The following is a 12910-nucleotide window of genomic DNA, read 5'->3' on the forward strand; positions in this document are numbered from 1 at the left end:
GCGACCGGGCCGCGCATCACATGTGAGACAATTACGAAACTTCGTTTGTTTTAAGTGAAAGCAAAACGAATGTCAAACGAAGTCAATCCGCGACCACACCGGACCTGTCGGCGACAGGTGCGGTTTCGATCAGTCGCACATCCCGCTCCTGGCAGATCGTCCGTAGACGGGCGATGGGGCAATGATCCGTAATGAAGGTATGAACCTGCGAGATATGCCCGATCCGCACGGGCGCCGTACGCTCAAACTTCGAGGAATCGGAGACGAGGATCACATGGCGGGCATTGGCAATGATCGCCTGCGCCACCTTCACCTCGCGGAAATCGAAATCGAGCAAGGCGCCATCCTGATCAATGGCGGAAACGCCGATCACGGCGAAATCCACCTTGAACTGGCGGATGAAATCCACTGCCGCCTCGCCGACGATGCCGCCGTCCGCGCCGCGCACGACGCCGCCAGCAATCACCACCTCGATCGAGGGGAAGATGCGCAAGCGGTTGGCGACGTTGATGTTGTTGGTGATGACCATCAACTCACGGTGATCCGTCAGCGCTTCGCCAACAGCCTCCGTGGTCGTGCCGATATTGATGAAGAGCGAGGCGTTGTCGGGAATGAGCGCGGCGGCGGCCCGGCCGATCGCCTGCTTTTCGGCAGCCGCCATCGACCGCCGCGCCTCGTATTTCACATTCTCCTTGCCGGCCGGCAGTACGGCACCGCCATGGATGCGGTTCAGCACGCGGGCATCGCAGAGATCGTTGAGATCCTTGCGGATCGTCTGCGGCGTGACGGAAAAGCGCTGCGCCAGTTCCTCCACCAGCACCCGCCCCTGCTCCTTGGCAATGGCCAGGATTTCCGTCTGACGCGAGGACAACAGCATGCGCCCCTCCTTTTCGCTTTTTCTTCACTTTAAAAGAAAACGAACTCGGAGCAAGGGCAGGCGTGTCGGCAGGGGATAAACGCCCCTGCCGACGAACGCATCAGATCCGGATGCCGCGGGCATTCAGCATGGAGGGAATATGCACGAGCGAGCCGCTCTCGATCGACGCATTGGCCGCGATGCCGGTCAGGATCGACCAGGCGCCCGCCACATGGTCGGAGGCGCGGCCATAGCGATCCGGCTCCATGCCCTCGGGGTTGAAGATGTAGCCGAGCATCACCGGATCGGCCCCGCCATGGCTTCCCTCGGCCTTCGGCACCTCCAGCTGGCGGGGCGCTTCCCCGGCCAGATGCAGCGTGGTGGTGATCGCATCCTCATCCGCATGGGCGCGCACGCCGCCGAACACGCCGTGCACCTCCACGTGGCGATGGGTGATCTCGCCCTTGGTACCCTGGAAGGTGATCTCCAGCCCCTCCCACGGGGAATAGGCGGTCAGCGTATAATTGGCGGTGGCACCGGAGGCATAGCGGATATGCGCCTGCATGGTGTCCTCAATGCCGATCTCCGCGTCGAAGACGCAGAGGTCCCGATAGTAGCCATCCTCATGCTCGGCCTCGCGGTAGAGGCGTTTCAGGTTTTCGTCGGCCGCCAGATCCAGCCGGAACAGGCAGGAGGAGGCGACGGGACAGTCGGCACAGCGCGGCCCATGATCCTGAAGCCCCATCTCGACCGCCGTCTCCGGCCGGTAGAAGACGCGACGGCCGGACGCCAGAACCTCCTGCGGCACCGAGGCCAGCCACCAGTTCAACAGATCGAAGTGATGGGTGGACTTGTGCACCAGAAGACCGCCGGAATTTTCCTTCTGGCGGTGCCAGCGGCGGAAGTAATCGGCGCCATGCACCCGGTCGAGATGCCAGCGGAAATCGACGGCGGTGATCGTGCCGATGGTGCCGGCGGAGATCAGCTCCTTGATCTGGGTGCGGGCCGGCGAATAGCGGTAGTTGAAGGTGACCTTCACCTGGCGGCCGGTGCGGGCCTGCGCGTCGACGATCATCTTCAGCCGCGAAAGGTCGATGGTCAGCGGCTTCTCGCAGATGACGTCGCATCCCGCCTCGAAGGCACGCACGATGTAATCGGCATGCAGGAAATCGGGCGTGGCCACCACCACCGTATCGGGCTTCTGCTCGGCGATCAGCCGGTCGAAATCAGCGGCGAGATAGGTCGCCACCCCGTTCGTACCGGGCTGCGAGACGATTTTTGCCGCCTCGTTGAGGCGGTGGGGATTGCTGTCGCAGAGCGCGACGATCTCATGCCGATCGGCATAATCCTCAAGGACCGCGTCCCGAAACATCTGGTGACGCGATCCACATCCAACAATGGCTATTTTCACGGTAGAGGCACCTCATGAAGGGGCGTCCCGCCCGGGAGTGAGACGGAGCCGCCCGGCTGGCAGTTCGAAATCTCAGGCGAAGGCCGCCTGCGGCTGTGCCGGCAAGGCCGGTTCCAGGCGGCGTCCTTCGGCATCGAAGTAGTGGAGGTCGGCCAGGTCAAAGCCGATCGGGATGGTCTGGCCGGCGCGATAGGGCGCGGGACCGACCACGCTCAGCAGCACCACCTGGCCGGAGGCAAGCGCCACATGCAGCAGCGTCTCGTTGCCGAGATATTCGACAAGCCGGATGGTTCCCTCGCTTATCACCTCGCCCTCGCCGACATGCAGCGCGCCGGGGCGCACGCAGAGCGTCAGGCGGGTGTCGCGGGTCGAAAGATCCGGCAGGGCGAAATCGGCAAAGCCCGCCACCCGCGCGACCGGACGGCCACCTTCCGCGCGCACCTCGGCGGCCAGCATGTTGATCTTCGGCGAACCGATGAAGCCCGCGACGAACAGGTTCTGCGGGCGCGTATAAAGCTCCTGTGGCGTGCCGACCTGCTCGATCTTGCCGGCGCGCAGCACGACGATGCGGCTGGCCATGGTCATGGCCTCCACCTGGTCATGCGTCACATAGATCATGGTGGTGCCGAGACGGGCATAGAGCGAGGCAAGTTCGGCGCGCATCTGCACGCGCAGTTCCGCATCGAGGTTGGAGAGCGGCTCGTCGAACAGGAAGAGCTTCGGCTCGCGCACGATGGCGCGGCCGATCGCCACGCGCTGCTTCTGGCCACCGGAGAGCTGGCGCGGCTTGCGCGCCATCAACGGCTCGATCTGCAGAATGCGCGCGGCCTCCGCCACACGCCGCTCCACCTCCGCCTTCGGCATGCGGAAATTCTGCAAGCCGAAGGCGAGGTTCTTGGCAACCGTCATGTGCGGATAGAGCGCATAGCTCTGGAACACCATCGACAGCTCGCGCTTCGAGGCGGGCAGATCGTTGACCACCTTGTCGCCAATGGCGACGGTGCCATCCGTAATGTCCTCCAGCCCGGCGATCATGCGCAGCAGTGTGGACTTGCCGCAGCCGGAGGGACCGACGAGCACCAGGAACTCGCCGTCATGTATATCGAGATTGAGGCCCTGCATTATCTGCAGCGCGCCGTAGCTCTTGCCGACATTGCGAAGTGTCAAACCAGCCATTTTGCTTTCCTTACTTCATGCCGGACGTGGCGATGCCGCGCACGATGAGCTTCTGGAACAGAACGAAGAAGATGACGACGGGCACCAGCGACAGCACCGACATGGCAAACATCTGCCCATAGGCGGACTGGCCGTCCTGATCGAGGAAGAGACGCAGTGCCAGCGGCACCGTGTAGCTCTTGATGTCGTTCAGATAGATGAGGGGTGCCAGGAAATCCTCCCAGACCCAGATGAAGGAGAAGATGGCCGCCGTGCCCATGGCCGGCAGCGACAGCGGCAGGACGATCGCCCAGTAGATCTTGAAGGGCGAGCAGCCGTCGATCATCGCCGCCTCGTCCAGTTCGCGCGGCAATTGCCGGAAGAACTGCACCATCAGGAAGATGAAGAAGGTGTCGGAGGCGAGGAAGCGCGGCACGACGAGCGGCAGATAGGTATCCACCCAGCCGAGCTGCAGGAACTGCACATATTGCGGGATGAGGACCACGTGATAGGGGATCATCAGCGTCATCATCATCAGCGCGAAGAAGAAATTGCGCCCCGTAAACCGCAGCCGCGCAAAGGCATAGGCCGCGAAAGAACAGGACAGGAGGTTACCGATGACCGACAGCACCGTGACGATTGCCGAGTTCACGTAGAAGACGGTGAAGGATTCCGGCAGCGCGTGCCATCCCTTGGTATAGTTCTCCACCATGAACACGCTCGGCCACAAGTCGACATTGCCAAAGATCTCGTTCTCCGGCTTCAGCGAGGCCGACAGCAGCCAGAACAGCGGATAGAGCATGATGAAGGAGACGCCGATCAGGAAGGCGTGCTTCAGCAGGCGGCCATTGCGTTCCCGTTTCAGACGGCGAAGCTTGAATTCGTGGGCGATCCGCGTCGCTTCGTCGAGGCCCATGGTGGCCTCCGGCTCAATCGCGCTCGTTCTCATAATGCACCCAGTATTTCGAGGTCAGGAAGGCGGTGGCGGTGAAGATCGCGATGATGATGAGCAGCACCCAGGCCAGCGCCGAGGCATAGCCCATGCGGAAGAACTTGAAGGCCTCGTTGAACAGGTAGACCGTGTAGAACAGCATGCTGTCGGCGGGGGCGCCCGTGCCGTTGGAAATGATGAAGGCGCTGGAGAAGGTCTTGAAGGCCTCGATGGTCTGCAGCACCAGATTGAAGAAGATCACCGGCGCCAGAAGCGGAAGGGTGATGCGGGTGAACTGGCGCCAGCGCGGCGTGCCGTCGATCTCGGCCGCCTCGTAGAGATCGCGCGGAATGCCGCGCAGGCCGGCCAGGAAGATCAGCATGGGCGAGCCGAACTGCCACATGGCGAGCGCCACCAGCGCATAGATCGAGGTTTCCGGATTGGTCAGCCATTCCGGACCACGGATACCGATATAGGCAAGCGCCTGATTGACCACGCCATGCGCATCGAACAGCTGGCGCCAGAGGATGGCGATGGCAATCGAGGCGCCGAGCAGCGAGGGCAGATAGAAGATCGCCCGGTAGAGGCCGATGCTGCGCAGCCCCTTGTCGAGCAGCATGGCAACCGCGAGCGCCATGGCAAGGCGCGCCGGCACCGCCAGCACGACATAATGGAAGGTCACCTCCAGCGCCTTCCAGAAGCGCCGGTCGCGGGTGAACATGTATTCGTAATTGCCGAACCCGATCCAGCGCGGCGCGCTCACCATGTCATAGCGGGTGAAGGACAGGTAGAGCGAGGCGAGGATCGGCCCCAGCGCCAGCAGGAAGAAGCCGACCAGCCAGGGCAGCAGAAAAATGTAACCTGGCGCATTGCGGGCAATGAAGCGTTTCATGACACGGCCTTTATGAGGATTCACCGTCGATCCCGGCGGGTGGGCAAACGCCCGCCGGCATGAGCGCTCAGCGGCGCGCGGCCGCAACGCAGCGTCGGCCGGGGGCCGCCCCGCCGGCCTGAGCGGGCGAGACATCAAGGGTCATGGCCGGCAACGCCACCGCACCGACCGCATGGTCGGGCCGTGGCAGAAAACACCTGAAATCGATCTTCGCCATGACATCCTCCTCCTTCAGTCTGGCATGAACCGTCACGCGGGAGCCTCCGTTCTCCCGGCATGCGGACGCATGATACCGATGCGCAACGGTGCCTCCTTGTGTCCGGGGCCGGAGATCTGCCTCCGCCCGCGACCGGTGCGCGAGGCCGCACCGGATGTCCGGAACCTGTCTTCATTCCGGCGTCAGACGCCAACAGATATGACAGGTCAACGGCGTCATTGCTACAGTTATAATACGACCTTGGCAAGCGCTCTCGCGCGTGCTGCAGAAGCCGGACACAGTCCCGCCGCCCCTCACCCCACGCCGGTGAAGCGCAAGTCCTCATAGGAGTTTGACGGACGCATCCGGCCGCCGCCGTCAGGCATTGCGGATGGTAAACTGAACCCGGTCGGCGGGGAAGCGGGTGATCGCATACTGGATCGGCAGGCCGGCCAGATCGGTGTTCAGCGCCTTGGTGACCAGCACGATGGCGCCGGGCGCCAGGCCAAGATCGGCCACATCGTCGGGTTCGGCATGGATCGCCGAAATTTCCGTGACGGCGCGCAGGTAGTCGGCCACGCCGAGAAGGGCCAGCGCCCGGGTGATCGACTGCGTCTTGCGAAAGGCTTCATCGATGCCGGCAAAGCGCTCGGCCGGAAACCAGGTGGTCGAGCGGGAGAGGGCGCGTCCGTCGGCGGTGCGCAGCGCATCCAGCCTGAGCACGCGCGCGCCGGATGGAAGGTCCAGCCGTTCGGCAAGGTCGGTCGTCACGACTTCCTCGCAGGAAGAGAGCAGAACGCCCTTGATGTCGCGCGCCTGGGTGCCGATCCCTTCCGTGAAACGGGTGCGGCGGCCGATCGGGAAGTCGAAGCGGTCGCGCCGCTCGATCAGCGTACCGCTGCCCTGCACCGCGCGCACGATGCCCTCCTGCGAAAGCGCCGAAAGCGCCGCCCGCACGGTATGGCGGTTCACGCCGAATTCTTCCGCAAGTGCGGTCTCGGGCGGCACGCGGCCGGTCGCATCATAGGCGCCGGCAGCAATCTGCGCGCGGATGCGGTCGGCGATCTGCCGCCACACGGCGACACCCTTCTGGCGCGGAATCATTGGGCCTCCTGTCACAACGGCGTCATGCTTTGCCTCTATCCATAATGCAAATTGTATGGTTGTCTATATTACTAGACAATATGAGGTGCAGGATGAACACAGCTTTTGCAGATCCGGGTCACGCCGGGCCGGCCGGTGGAGGTGAAGAGGAGGCGCGCCGCAAGCGCGATCTTGATCTTCTGGCCCGTGCCAGCCGGACCGAACTCGAAGACCTCTGGAACGGGCTTGATGACAAGCCGGCGCATACGCGGCTGCGCGGCCCGGAAACCGGCCTGGTGATGGTGCGCGGCCGCATCGGCGGCGGCGGCGCACCCTTCAACCTCGGAGAGGCGACCGTCAGCCGCGCCAGCGTCCAGCTCGCCGATGGGGCCGTCGGCCATGCCTATCGCCTCGGCACCGACCGCCGCGCCGCCGAACTGGCCGCCATCATCGATGCGCTGGCACGCGACGACGGCCGCCGCGCGGTGATCGCGGACCGCCTTCTCACGCCGCTTGCCGAACGACTGGCTGCCGAGGCCGCCGGCCGCGCGGAAGAAACCGCGGCAACGAAGGTGGATTTCTTCACCATGGTGCGAGGAGAAGACTGATGCTGAGCCGGACCGAAACCTTTTCCGGCGGCTTTGCCGATCCCGTCTTCGACGCCCAGACGGCGTTCCGCATGCTGATGGACTGCATGGCGCGCCCGGGCGAGATCGGCGAGGTGGCGCTTTCCCTCTCACCACCGGCCCCGCTCGGCATTGCTGCCGGCGCCGTGATGCTGACGCTCTGCGACCACGACACGCCCGTCTGGCTGAGCCCGAAGCTCTCGCAATCGCCCGTGCCGGGCTGGCTCGCCTTTCATGGCGGCGCGCCGGTCACTCCCGAACGGCATGACGCCCGTTTCGCCTTTTTCGAGACAAAGGCTCCCCTCCCCGCGCTGGGTGCCTTTGCGCTCGGCACGCAGGAGTACCCGGACCGCTCCACCACGCTGATCATCGAGGTGGCAAGCCTGAAGGACGGACAGCCGCTCTTGCTGCGCGGCCCCGGCATTCGCGACACCGCCGGGATCGCCCCAGGCGGACTGCCGGCAGACTTCCTGCGCCAGTGGAACGAGAACGGCGCGCTGTTTCCACGCGGCGTCGACGTGGTGCTGACGGCCGGCCGCCAGCTCGTCGCCCTGCCGCGCACCTGCAAGATCACGGCCGCAGCCGTGGCCGAGACACCGGCATCGGAGGGCTGATCCATGTATGTTGCCGTCAAGGGTGGCGAAAAGGCCATCGCCAACGCTCACCGCCTGCTGGCCGACCGTCGCCGCGGCGATCGGTCGCTGCCGGGCCTCACCATCGCGCAGATCATCGCCCAACTCGGCCTTGCGGTCGACCGGGTGATGGCCGAAGCCTCGCTCTACGATCCCTCGCTCGCAGCCCTTGCCCTCAAGCAGGCGCGCGGCGACATGATCGAGGCGATCTTCCTGCTGCGCGCCTATCGCACCACGCTGCCGCGCTTCGGAACGTCCGTGCCGCTGGAGACCGGCCGCATGCAGGTGGAGCGTCGCGTTTCGGCCACCTACAAGGACCTGCCGGGCGGCCAGCTGCTGGGCCCGACCTTCGACTATACCCACCGCCTGCTTGATCCGGACCTTCTTGACGAGACGGCAGACGTCGAGGCCCCCGCACGCCGTGCCGGCGAGACGGAAGCCGTCATGCGCGTCTCCGACATCCTCGACGGCGAGGGCCTGATCGAGCCGGACGGCGAGATGCCGGACGACCATGTCCCCGGCGACCTGACGCGCGAGCCGATGGAATTTCCGATGCCGCGTGACCTGCGCCTGCAGGCGCTGGCTCGCGGCGACGAGGGTTTTCTGCTGGCGCTCGGCTATTCCACGCAGCGCGGCTATGGCCGCACGCATCCCTTCGTCGGAGAGATCCGCATGGGCCTCGTCGAGGTGGAGTTCGAGGTGCCGGAACTCGGCCTCACCCTGTCGCTCGGTGAGATCCGCATCACCGAATGCCAGATGGTCAACCAGTTCAAGGGATCGGCCAAGGCGCCGCCGCAGTTTACCCGCGGCTACGGACTGGTGTTCGGCCAGAGCGAGCGCAAGGCCATGTCCATGTCGCTGGTCGACCGGGCGCTGCGCACCAGCGAATTCGGCGAGGATGTGACAGCCCCCGCCCAGGACGAGGAATTCGTCATTTCCCATTGCGACAACGTGCAGGCGACCGGTTTCGTCGAGCACCTGAAGCTGCCCCACTACGTGGACTTCCAGGCCGAACTCGACCTGGTGCGGCGCATGCGCGCCCGCCACAAACCCGCCGAAGAGACGACCGAGCACGAGGAGGCCGCGGAATGAGCGCGCCAGACACCCGACCTGCCCCCGGACAGGACAGCGCCGGCGAGACCGAACTCGCCGCCTACAACTTCGCCTATCTGGACGAACAGACCAAGCGGATGATCCGCCGCGCCATCCTGAAGGCGATCGCCATTCCCGGCTATCAGGTGCCGTTCGCCAGCCGCGAAATGCCGATGCCCTATGGCTGGGGCACCGGCGGCGTGCAGGTGACGGCAGCCATCATTGGCCCCGAGGACGTTCTGAAGGTCATTGACCAGGGCGCCGACGATACCACCAATGCCGTCTCGATCCGCGCCTTCTTCCAGAAGGTCGCGGCCGTCCGGGCCACCACGCATACCGCGGACGCCACCATCATCCAGACGCGTCACCGCATTCCGGAACATACGCTGCAGGAAGGCCAGGTGCTGGTCTATCAGGTGCCGATCCCGGAACCCCTGCGCTTCCTCGAACCGCGCGAGACCGAAACCCGCAAGATGCATGCGCTGGAAGAATACGGCCTGATGCATGTGAAGCTTTACGAGGACATCGCCCGCCACGGCCGCATCGCCACGACCTATGCCTATCCGGTGAAGGTGCATGGCCGCTATGTGATGGACCCCTCGCCGACGCCGAAATTCGACAATCCGAAAATGCACCGCTCCGAGGCGCTGCAGCTGTTCGGCGCAGGCCGCGAGAAGCGGATCTATGCCGTGCCGCCGCACACCGACGTGGTGAGCCTGGACTTCGAGGACCATCCCTTCGAGGTGCAGCAGTTCGACAGGCCCTGCGCGCTGTGCGGGGCAACCCATGTCTATCTCGACGAGGTCGTTCTGGACGACCGGGGAGGCCGCATGTTCGTCTGCTCCGATACCGATTACTGCGAGACGCGCCAGGCCGAGGGCCATGTGGGCGAGATGCTGGCCACCACGGCTACGGATCGGGAGGCCGCGGAATGAGCGACATGCCTCTCCTCAAGGTGCGCAGCCTGTCGAAGTTCTACGGTAACCGCATCGGCTGCCATGATGTGAGCTTCGATCTGTGGCCGGGCGAAGTGCTGGCCATCGTCGGCGAATCCGGCTCCGGCAAGACCACGCTGCTCAACTGCCTGTCGACGCGGCTGATGCCCTCGACCGGCGACGTGCAGTACCGGATGCGCGACGGCGATTATCGCGATCTCTTCCGGATGAGCGAGGCGGAACGGCGCGTGCTGATGCGTACCGACTGGGGTTTCGTGCACCAGAACCCGGCAGACGGGCTGCGCATGACGGTTTCGGCCGGCGCCAATGTCGGTGAACGGCTGATGGCGGTTGGTGACCGCCATTATGGCCGCATCCGCGCCACCGCCTCCGAATGGCTGTCGCGCGTCGAGATCGACACCGACCGCATCGACGACCAGCCGCGTGCCTTTTCCGGCGGCATGCGCCAGCGCCTGCAGATCGCCCGCAACCTCGTCACCTCGCCGCGCCTCGTGTTCATGGACGAGCCGACCGGCGGCCTTGACGTGTCCGTGCAGGCCCGCCTGCTCGATCTGGTGCGCGGCCTTGTCAGCGATCTCGGCCTCTCCGCCATCGTGGTCACCCATGACCTCGCCGTTGCCCGCCTGCTGTCGCACCGGATGATGGTGATGAAGGGCGGCCATGTGATCGAGCACGGGCTGACCGACCGGGTGCTGGACGACCCGCGCGAGCCCTACACCCAGCTGCTCGTTTCCTCCATCCTGCAGGTCTGACGGAGAACATCATGGCCACTCCCCTCGTCGTCTCCGATGTCGCCAAAAGCTTCACCATGCACCTGCGCGGCGGGCTCGTCCTGCCGGTCGTCGCCAATGTCTCCTTTGCGGTTGCGAGCGGCGAATGCGTGGTGCTCGGCGGCCCCTCCGGCATCGGCAAGAGCTCCATCCTGAAAATGCTCTACGGCAATTATGCCGTGGATGCCGGCCAGATCCTCGTCAGCCATGCCGGCCGCACGGTGGACGTGGCGAGCGCCGATCCGCGCACCGTGCTGGAGATCCGCCGCAGCGCGCTCGGCTATGTCAGCCAGTTCCTGCGCACCGTGCCGCGTGTCGCCGCCCTCGACGTGGTGGCAGAGCCGCTGATCTCGCGCGGCACTGCGCCCGAGGAAGCGCACGAACGGGCCGCGGAACTTCTCTCCCGCCTCAACCTGCCGCGCGACCTCTGGCAATTGCCGCCCGCCACCTTTTCCGGCGGCGAGCAGCAGCGCGTCAACATCGCCCGCGGCTTCATCACCGACCACGCCGTGCTGCTGCTCGACGAGCCGACCGCCTCGCTCGATGCCACAAACCGGCGCGTGGTGATCGCCATGATCGAGGCCAAGAAGATGGCGGGCGTCGCCCTGCTCGGCATCTTCCATGACGAGGAAGTGCGCGAGGCCGTCGCCGACCGCATCCTCGATGTCACCGCCTTTTCACCGCGAAGGAGCGCCGCATGAGCCGCAAGCTGGGGATCGAACCCTTCATCCACGAGAGCGCCAGCATCGTCGACTGCACGCTTGGCCGCTATACGGAAGTCTCCGAGCGCTGCCGGCTGCAAGAGGTCGAGATGGGCGACTATTCCTACATCATGCAGGATGGCTCCGCCTGGTGCGCCACGATCGGCAAGTTCGCCAATATCGCGGCGGCGGTGCGGATCAACGCGCCGAACCACCCGACCTGGCGCGCCACCCTGCACCACTTCACCTATCGCGCCGCCGACTATTTCGAGGGCGCCGAAAACGATACGGATTTCTTCGCCTGGCGTCGCGAGAACCGGGTCACGATCGGCCATGATGTGTGGATCGGCCATGGCGCCACCGTGCTGCCGGGTGTCACCATCGGCAATGGTGCGGTGATCGGCGCCGGCGCCGTCGTGTCGAAGGACGTGGCACCCTATACCATCGTCGGCGGCGTGCCGGCAAAACTGATCCGCGAACGCTTTCCGGCCGAAACCGCAGAGCGGATGACAGAGCTTGCCTGGTGGGACTGGGATCACGATCGCCTGTTTGACGCCCTCCTGGATTTCAGGGAGCTGGAGGCTGACGCATTTCTCCGGAAATACGGGAAATAGCCAAGAAGAAACAGTACGTTATAACGTTTCACAAATCTTAAACAAATCCTACATCGGTGCTTCACAATGGCTGTGTAGCTCGTCGGCGAAACGACAAGAATAACAGCAGAGGGACCGCGATGCGTCTCAAGTTGCAAGACCTGACCCGACAGTTTGGCAAGAAGACGGCAGTGGATGCCGTTTCGGTCGATATTCCCTCGGGCCAGATGGTCGGCGTGATCGGACGTTCGGGTGCGGGCAAGTCCACGCTGCTGCGCATGATCAACCGGCTGGCGGATCCGACCGCCGGCAGCATCCATTTCGGGGATGTGGAGGTCTCTGGCCTGCGCGGCAGCGCGCTGCGTCACTGGCGCCGCGATTGCGCGATGATCTTCCAGCAGTTCAACCTGGTGCCGCGCCTCGACGTGATGACCAATGTGCTGCTCGGTCGCCTCGACCATCGCTCCACCCTGTCCAGCCTGCTGAACCTCTTCACCCGCGAGGAGCGCCTGATGGCAATCGCGGCACTCGAACGGCTCGGCATCGAGCAGACGGCGCTGCAGGCGGCCGGCACGCTCTCGGGCGGCCAGCAGCAGCGCGTGGCCATCGCCCGCGCCCTGATGCAGCGTCCGAAGATGCTGCTCGCCGACGAGCCGATCGCCTCGCTGGACCCGCTGAACGCCAAGATCGTGATGGATTCGCTGCGCGACATCAATCGCAACGAGGGCATCACGGTGCTGACCAATCTGCACACGCTGGATACGGCCCGCAGCTATTGCGAACGCATCATCGGCATGTCGCAGGGCCGCGTCGTCTTCGACGGAACGCCGGACGAGCTGACCTCCGACGCCATCCATTCGATCTACGGCGTCGAGCACGCATCCCAGTTCGACGAGACCATGACGTCGACCGCGATTTCGACCTCCGGTGCGACAGAGATGTCGGCCGATCCCCATCCCGCCGGCAATCTGTCGCTGGCTCCCGCCTGAGACAGACGCCGTCCACGAGATCGCCCT

At 64.7% G+C, this 12910-nt stretch carries 15 protein-coding genes; 8 read left to right on the top strand and 7 right to left on the bottom strand.

From position 1 onward, the window contains the following. Positions 1-82: 82 nt before the first annotated feature. The 7 genes from FNA46_RS01220 to phnF all read right to left on the bottom strand — a co-directional run bounded on the left by FNA46_RS01220 (position 83) and on the right by phnF (position 6545). A complete protein-coding gene (locus FNA46_RS01220; RefSeq protein ID WP_142880517.1) occupies positions 83-877 on the bottom strand; it encodes a DeoR/GlpR family DNA-binding transcription regulator in 795 nt (264 codons plus the stop codon). Between the two features lie 100 nt (positions 878-977). Beyond that, the gene (locus FNA46_RS01225) at positions 978-2267 is read right to left on the bottom strand and encodes a Gfo/Idh/MocA family protein (protein WP_142880518.1); all 1290 of its coding nucleotides are present in this window, start codon (positions 2265-2267) and stop codon (positions 978-980) included. Positions 2268-2339: 72 nt separating this feature from the next. Continuing rightward, positions 2340-3443, bottom strand: coding sequence for an ABC transporter ATP-binding protein (locus tag FNA46_RS01230; RefSeq protein WP_142880519.1), 1104 nt, complete (start codon positions 3441-3443; stop codon positions 2340-2342). Positions 3444-3453: 10 nt separating this feature from the next. Further along, positions 3454-4338, bottom strand: coding sequence for a carbohydrate ABC transporter permease (locus tag FNA46_RS01235; protein ID WP_425468652.1), 885 nt, complete (start codon positions 4336-4338; stop codon positions 3454-3456). Positions 4339-4351: 13 nt separating this feature from the next. Continuing rightward, on the bottom strand, positions 4352-5245 hold the full coding sequence (locus FNA46_RS01240; RefSeq protein WP_142880521.1) for a carbohydrate ABC transporter permease: 894 nt from the start codon (positions 5243-5245) through the stop codon (positions 4352-4354). Between the two features lie 67 nt (positions 5246-5312). Further along, positions 5313-5462: a hypothetical protein gene (locus FNA46_RS25870; RefSeq protein WP_185969681.1), complete on the bottom strand. Its 150-nt coding sequence runs from the start codon at positions 5460-5462 to the stop codon at positions 5313-5315. Between the two features lie 357 nt (positions 5463-5819). Next, a complete protein-coding gene (phnF, locus tag FNA46_RS01245) occupies positions 5820-6545 on the bottom strand; it encodes a phosphonate metabolism transcriptional regulator PhnF (protein WP_142880522.1) in 726 nt (241 codons plus the stop codon). Positions 6546-6637: 92 nt separating this feature from the next. On the opposite strand from phnF, the gene phnG reads away from it, so the two are divergent. The 8 genes from phnG (at position 6638) to phnC (ending at position 12883) form a co-directional block, all read left to right on the top strand. Then, the gene (gene phnG, locus FNA46_RS01250; protein WP_142880523.1) at positions 6638-7132 is read left to right on the top strand and encodes a phosphonate C-P lyase system protein PhnG; all 495 of its coding nucleotides are present in this window, start codon (positions 6638-6640) and stop codon (positions 7130-7132) included. After that, on the top strand, positions 7132-7764 hold the full coding sequence (gene phnH, locus FNA46_RS01255) for a phosphonate C-P lyase system protein PhnH (RefSeq protein WP_142880524.1): 633 nt from the start codon (positions 7132-7134) through the stop codon (positions 7762-7764). The genes phnG and phnH overlap by 1 nt, the downstream gene beginning before the upstream one ends. Before the next feature lie 3 nt (positions 7765-7767). Further along, positions 7768-8874: a carbon-phosphorus lyase complex subunit gene (locus tag FNA46_RS01260; RefSeq protein ID WP_142880525.1), complete on the top strand. Its 1107-nt coding sequence runs from the start codon at positions 7768-7770 to the stop codon at positions 8872-8874. Beyond that, on the top strand, positions 8871-9809 hold the full coding sequence (locus FNA46_RS01265; protein ID WP_142880526.1) for an alpha-D-ribose 1-methylphosphonate 5-phosphate C-P-lyase PhnJ: 939 nt from the start codon (positions 8871-8873) through the stop codon (positions 9807-9809). The genes FNA46_RS01260 and FNA46_RS01265 overlap by 4 nt, the downstream gene beginning before the upstream one ends. Continuing rightward, on the top strand, positions 9806-10582 hold the full coding sequence (gene phnK, locus FNA46_RS01270) for a phosphonate C-P lyase system protein PhnK (protein WP_142880527.1): 777 nt from the start codon (positions 9806-9808) through the stop codon (positions 10580-10582). The genes FNA46_RS01265 and phnK overlap by 4 nt, the downstream gene beginning before the upstream one ends. 11 nt (positions 10583-10593) lie before the next feature. Continuing rightward, positions 10594-11301 carry a phosphonate C-P lyase system protein PhnL gene (gene phnL, locus FNA46_RS01275; protein WP_142880528.1) on the top strand — a complete coding sequence of 236 codons (708 nt, stop codon included), beginning with the start codon at positions 10594-10596 and terminating at the stop codon, positions 11299-11301. After that, positions 11298-11915, top strand: coding sequence for a DapH/DapD/GlmU-related protein (locus FNA46_RS01280; RefSeq protein WP_142880529.1), 618 nt, complete (start codon positions 11298-11300; stop codon positions 11913-11915). Before phnL ends, FNA46_RS01280 begins: the two co-directional genes overlap by 4 nt. A 119-nt stretch (positions 11916-12034) precedes the next feature. Then, a complete protein-coding gene (phnC, locus tag FNA46_RS01285) occupies positions 12035-12883 on the top strand; it encodes a phosphonate ABC transporter ATP-binding protein (RefSeq protein WP_142880530.1) in 849 nt (282 codons plus the stop codon). The last annotated feature ends 27 nt before the right edge of the window (positions 12884-12910 follow it).

Origin of the sequence: Affinirhizobium straminoryzae (assembly GCF_007004135.1) — a bacterium.
Taxonomy (GTDB): Bacteria; Pseudomonadota; Alphaproteobacteria; order Rhizobiales; family Rhizobiaceae; genus Neorhizobium; species Neorhizobium straminoryzae.

What these genes read in the sequence shown, in the direction of transcription:
- FNA46_RS01280 (WP_142880529.1), top strand. Translation starts at nt 11,298, where the DNA reads ATGAGCCGCAAGCTGGGGATCGAACCCTTCATCCACGAGAGCGCCAGC.
- FNA46_RS01240 (WP_142880521.1), bottom strand. Translation starts at nt 5,245, where the DNA reads ATGAAACGCTTCATTGCCCGCAATGCGCCAGGTTACATTTTTCTGCTG.
- phnG (WP_142880523.1), top strand. Translation starts at nt 6,638, where the DNA reads ATGAACACAGCTTTTGCAGATCCGGGTCACGCCGGGCCGGCCGGTGGA.
- phnK (WP_142880527.1), top strand. Translation starts at nt 9,806, where the DNA reads ATGAGCGACATGCCTCTCCTCAAGGTGCGCAGCCTGTCGAAGTTCTAC.
- FNA46_RS01230 (WP_142880519.1), bottom strand. Translation starts at nt 3,443, where the DNA reads ATGGCTGGTTTGACACTTCGCAATGTCGGCAAGAGCTACGGCGCGCTG.
- FNA46_RS01220 (WP_142880517.1), bottom strand. Translation starts at nt 877, where the DNA reads ATGCTGTTGTCCTCGCGTCAGACGGAAATCCTGGCCATTGCCAAGGAG.
- FNA46_RS25870 (WP_185969681.1), bottom strand. Translation starts at nt 5,462, where the DNA reads ATGGCGAAGATCGATTTCAGGTGTTTTCTGCCACGGCCCGACCATGCG.
- phnL (WP_142880528.1), top strand. Translation starts at nt 10,594, where the DNA reads ATGGCCACTCCCCTCGTCGTCTCCGATGTCGCCAAAAGCTTCACCATG.
- phnF (WP_142880522.1), bottom strand. Translation starts at nt 6,545, where the DNA reads ATGATTCCGCGCCAGAAGGGTGTCGCCGTGTGGCGGCAGATCGCCGAC.
- phnC (WP_142880530.1), top strand. Translation starts at nt 12,035, where the DNA reads ATGCGTCTCAAGTTGCAAGACCTGACCCGACAGTTTGGCAAGAAGACG.
- phnH (WP_142880524.1), top strand. Translation starts at nt 7,132, where the DNA reads ATGCTGAGCCGGACCGAAACCTTTTCCGGCGGCTTTGCCGATCCCGTC.
- FNA46_RS01260 (WP_142880525.1), top strand. Translation starts at nt 7,768, where the DNA reads ATGTATGTTGCCGTCAAGGGTGGCGAAAAGGCCATCGCCAACGCTCAC.
- FNA46_RS01265 (WP_142880526.1), top strand. Translation starts at nt 8,871, where the DNA reads ATGAGCGCGCCAGACACCCGACCTGCCCCCGGACAGGACAGCGCCGGC.
- FNA46_RS01235 (WP_425468652.1), bottom strand. Translation starts at nt 4,338, where the DNA reads ATGGGCCTCGACGAAGCGACGCGGATCGCCCACGAATTCAAGCTTCGC.